The organism is Pseudomonas sp. (assembly GCF_037994325.1).
GTDB lineage: Bacteria > Pseudomonadota > Gammaproteobacteria > Pseudomonadales > Pseudomonadaceae > Aquipseudomonas.
This window is the reverse complement of the sequence record NZ_JBBNAH010000134.1, coordinates 1-4416: the sequence shown is the minus strand read 5'-3', so window position 1 is coordinate 4416 and position 4416 is coordinate 1. Positions and strand designations below refer to the sequence as shown.

Annotated in this window: 4 protein-coding genes; 1 reads left to right on the top strand and 3 read right to left on the bottom strand. The window is 59.4% G+C overall.

The features are described 5' to 3' along the window. The 3 genes from AAAB16_RS04480 to AAAB16_RS04470 all read right to left on the bottom strand — a co-directional run. The coding region (locus AAAB16_RS04480) for an FAD-dependent oxidoreductase (RefSeq protein ID WP_340662259.1) at window positions 1-1230 on the bottom strand (1230 nt) is incomplete at its 3' end. 47 nt (window positions 1231-1277) lie between these two features. Next, window positions 1278-2147 (bottom strand): helix-turn-helix domain-containing protein, encoded by an 870-nt coding sequence (locus AAAB16_RS04475; RefSeq protein WP_340662258.1) that lies wholly within the window; start codon window positions 2145-2147, stop codon window positions 1278-1280. Between the two features lie 18 nt (window positions 2148-2165). Next, complete coding sequence (locus tag AAAB16_RS04470) at window positions 2166-2996, bottom strand: undecaprenyl-diphosphate phosphatase (protein WP_340662257.1); 831 nt, start codon at window positions 2994-2996, stop codon at window positions 2166-2168. Between the two features lie 308 nt (window positions 2997-3304). On the opposite strand from AAAB16_RS04470, the gene AAAB16_RS04465 reads away from it, so the two are divergent. Next, on the top strand, window positions 3305-4416 hold a 1112-nt coding region (locus tag AAAB16_RS04465), incomplete at its 3' end, for a methyl-accepting chemotaxis protein (RefSeq protein WP_340662256.1).

The window sequence follows — 4416 nt, the reverse complement described above, 5'->3', positions numbered from 1 at the left end:
ATCGAGCTGCACCCACGGCTGGCGGGTTAATACGCTGGTTTCACCAAGGATCAATTTGGCCAGGGTGCGCCCACCGAGGTTGCTGGCGCCCACGCCTTCGCCGCCATAACCACCGGCCAGGGCCACTTGGTTTTTACGGTCGCAGATCATGTGCGGGTGGAAGTTGCGCGACATGCCCAGGTTGCCGCCCCAGGAGTGGGTGATTGGCACCTTTTTCAGCATGGGGAAAAGCTCACCGAACAGGTAGCGGCGCAGTTCCACTTCGTCGGTGCTGAGGTTGAAGTCGTGGCGCAGTTTGCCGCCGAATTGGTAGCCGCCGCGGGCACCGAATACCAGGCGGTCATCCTTGGTCCGTTGGCCATAGGTGACTTGCCGACTGGCTTCGCTAAAGGCCTGGCCACGGTCCAGCCCAATCTCGGCCCAGGTGGCGGCCGGCAACGGCGCGGTGGCGACGATCAGGCTTTGCACCGGCAGTTGGTAGTTGCCCAGCGGCGGCAAGGTCACGGAGTAGCCTTCCACTGCTGGCACCACCCAGCCGGCGCGCACTTCGCCCTGTTCGGTACGCACCACGCCCGGTTGCCAATGGGTCACGCGGCTTTGCTCAAAGAGTTTTACGCCCATAGCCTCGACGGTTCGGGCCAGGCCACGAACCAGTTTGGCTGGCTGAATAGTGGCGCAGTGCGGGGTGTGGATAGCACCATAGGGCGTGGCGATGCGCAGCTGTTCGTTGAGCTCGTTGACTGACAGCCAGCGGTAATCCGCTTCCGTCAGGCCTTGGCTGTACAGGCTTTGCAGTTGGCTGCGCAGGCTGGTTTCCTGCTCGGGATAACGCGCGGCGGTGTAGAGAATGCCGGCTTTGCGGTAGTCGCAGTCGATGCCTTCACGCTCGAGCACCAAGCCGACTTCATCGGGAATGCTGTGCAGCAGCTCGTGGGTTTCATGCCTAGCACTGGCGGGCAAACCGGCGAGCATACGGTCTTCGCCCAACAGGTTGCCCATCAGCCAGCCGCCGTTGCGCCCGGAGGCACCGAAGCCGGCGATCTCGGCTTCGACAATCACAATGCGCAGCTCCGGCGCTTGGCGTTTGAGGTAGTAGGCCGTCCACAGCCCGGTGTAGCCGGCGCCAATAATGGCCACGTCGGCTTCCACCGTGCCAACCAGCGGTGCACGCGGGGTCAGCGGCTCTTCGAGCTGATCCATCCACAGACTTACGTTGCGCCACGCGCTCATGCCCAGCTCCAGTCACTTTTGCCAACAGATGGCGCAGAGACTAGTGGCTAGCTTCCTGGCTTGTCTTGCGCGCGGGCCCGCGCAGAAATTTGCTTGGCCGCACGGTCTTTTAGATACGCCTTTGGCGTTTGCCCGGTGTGCTGGCGAAAGCAGCTATAGAAGGCCGATAACGAGTTAAAGCCCGCCGCAAAGGCCAGCTCATCAATGCGCACCGGCGTTGGCGCGTTTTCCAACGCCGCGAGCAAATGCTGCAAGCGCGCCTGGTTAACGTAACGGTAGAAGCTCTGCCCCAGCACTTGGTTAAGCAGGTAGGAGATCTGATTGCGGCTATAGCCGGTGGCGCTGGCCACTTGTTGCAAGTTCAGCTCGGCATCCAGATACGGCTGATGCTGCTGAAAGTAGTGCTGCAAATCGTCGGCAAGAAAGCCCAACTGGCGTGCCGACAGGCCCAAACGGGCAATCGCTGGGCGACTTTCAACCGCCTGCGGGCCGGCCTCGCGGCTCTCGTGCATCAGCGAGGCGTATTCATTCACCTGCCAGACCAGCCCGTCACGCACGGTAATGGCCTCGCTGGTGCGAAACGACACCAGGCCTTCGCCGCCCCGCAAGGTGATGCGGTATTGAATAAAGGCGGTGTCGCCGTCCATACGAATACGGTCGCTATGTTCCAGCGCCTCTTCCGGCTCACGCGGCATGGTGGCCAGCACGTAGTCGCGCAAGTCGGCCAGGTGCATCACGCGGTTCTGGAAAAAGTCGTTGTACTCGACATCAGGGTGATAGAGCGCCATCACCCCGTCGAGGTCGCGGTACTTCCAGCAATAGTGGTAACGCAGCACCACATCACGGGTGATCTCGGTTTGCTCGGCGCTATCGAAACGCTCGGTCGGCGAAACCTCGGTGCTGGGTACACGCGACATAACAGACAGCCCGGCCCATTACGGCTGAGCAGAGCTCCAGTCAATCCAACCGAACTGCCAGGTGGCCAGAATCAGCAGGCCAAAGGCGATGCGATACCAAGCGAACACGGCGTAGCTGTGGTTGGCGATAAACTTCAGCAAGCCACGCACAGCGATCATGGCGAAGATAAAGGCAGTGACAAAGCCGATGGCAAATACCGGCAAATCGCTTTGCTGGAACAGGTCACGGTATTTGTAGCCGGAATACACCGCCGCACCGACCATGGTCGGCATAGCGAGGAAAAACGAAAACTCGGTGGCGGTCTTGCGCGACAGGCCAAACAGCAGGCCGCCGATGATGGTAGCGCCGGAGCGCGAAGTACCCGGAATCATCGCCAGGCACTGGGCAAAACCGACCTTGAGCGCGTCTTTCCAGGTCATCTCATCCACGGTTTCGGCGTGCACCACGTGGTTGCGCTTTTCGGCCCAGAGCATAATCACTCCACCAACCACCAGGGCCGCTGCCACGGTAATCGGGTTAAACAGGTAGTGGTGAATCAGGTCGGCGAAGATCATGCCAAGAATCACCGCCGGGAAAAAGGCGATCAGCAGGTTGCCGGTAAAGCGTTGCGCGCTGCGGTCTTTGGGCAAGCCGACGACCACATCGAAGATCTTTTTCCGGAACTCCCAGACCACCGCCAGAATGGCGCCGAGCTGGATAATGATGTTGAACGCCATGGCCCGCTCACCGCCGAAGTTCAGCAAGTCCGCGACGATAATCTGGTGCCCGGTACTGGAAATCGGCAGAAACTCGGTGAGCCCTTCGACAATACCCAAAATCAACGCCTGCGCAGCGCTCCAAAGATCCATGCAACTCTCCCCGTGGGCGATGGCTTGCACCGCCAGATTTATGTGGTCGACAGACATGAGTGTCGGCAGAAAAGACCCTGACCAGCATGCGGCCAGAGGCGTTACAACTGAGCTAAAAAGCAAAACAGCGAATTAGCTCAAAGCACAACAGCGAGCGCTTGGGAATGCCGCTTTGGGGCAGAAATGCTATCAGACATATCTTGCTGACGCTGCTGCCTTTGCCGGCATTTACGCGGTACTGTTGCAAAGCCATCACCAGCGCCTACCTTCAAGGCTAATTACAACAACAAAGTCTGGAGTTTCCCCCCATGCAAAGCCTTCGCAAACTTCCGATTCAGAGTCGGCTGTGGCTGATCCTGGCTGTTGCCGTGGCCATGCTGGTCAGTCTTGGCTTGTTAATGCTGCAGCAGATCAACAGTGACCTATACAGCGCCAAGGTTCAAAAGACCCAGCATGTGGTGCAAAGTGCCGCTGGCGTGCTGACTTATTTTCAAAGCCTTGAAGCCGCCGGCACCTTGACCCGCGAACAGGCGCAAAAGCAGGCAATGGAAACAGTGCGCGGGCTGCGCTACGACAAGGGCGATTATTTCTGGATCAACGATCTGGGCCCAAAAATGATCATGCACCCCATGAACGCCAAGCTGGAGGGGCAAGACCTTAGCGGCCTCAAAGACCCGGACGGTAAATTCCTGTTTAACGAGATGGTCGCCATCGCCAAGGCCAAAGGCGCGGGCATGGTTGAATACCGTTGGCCGAAACCGGGCGCCAGCGACCCAGTGCCGAAAATTTCCTATGTGCAACTCTTCGAGCCTTGGGGCTGGCTGGTGGGCTCGGGCGTGTATATCGACGATATGCAGGCCGAGTTCCGCGAACAGGCGCTGCGCGCTTCCGCCATGGGGCTGGCAATTGCCGTGTTGATGAGCCTGCTGGTGTTGTATATCAGCCGCAGCATTACCCGGCCGCTGCGCGAGGTGGTGAATGCGATGGAAAATATCGCCAGTGGCGAAGGCGACCTGACCCGCACCCTGGCCAGCGAGGGCAATGACGAGTTGGCCACCCTCGCCCGCCACTTCAACACTTTCACCAACAAGCTGCGCCAGGTGATCAGCCAAATGCTGCAAGCGGCGGCGGCGCTCAATCAATCGGCCGACACCTTGGGCGGCGTGGCCACTAAGTCGCAACAAGACAGCCAACAACAAGCGCTGCAAATGGAGCAGGTAGCCACCGCTATTAATGAAGTCACATACGCCGTGCAGGATGTGGCCAAGAATGCCGAGCAAGCCTCCGGCGAAGTGCAAGGCGCGGAGAACAATGCCAAGCAGGGCCAAGCCAATATCGACCGCAGCCTGCAGCAGATCGACCAGCTCTCCGTCACCATCGGCAAGGCGGTGGAAGTGATCCAAACCTTAGCCCAGGAAAC

Excerpts from the sequence above, each read along its gene's own strand:
- AAAB16_RS04475 (WP_340662258.1), bottom strand. The coding sequence starts at position 2,147 with ATGTCGCGTGTACCCAGCACCGAGGTTTCGCCGACCGAGCGTTTCGAT.
- AAAB16_RS04470 (WP_340662257.1), bottom strand. The coding sequence starts at position 2,996 with ATGGATCTTTGGAGCGCTGCGCAGGCGTTGATTTTGGGTATTGTCGAA.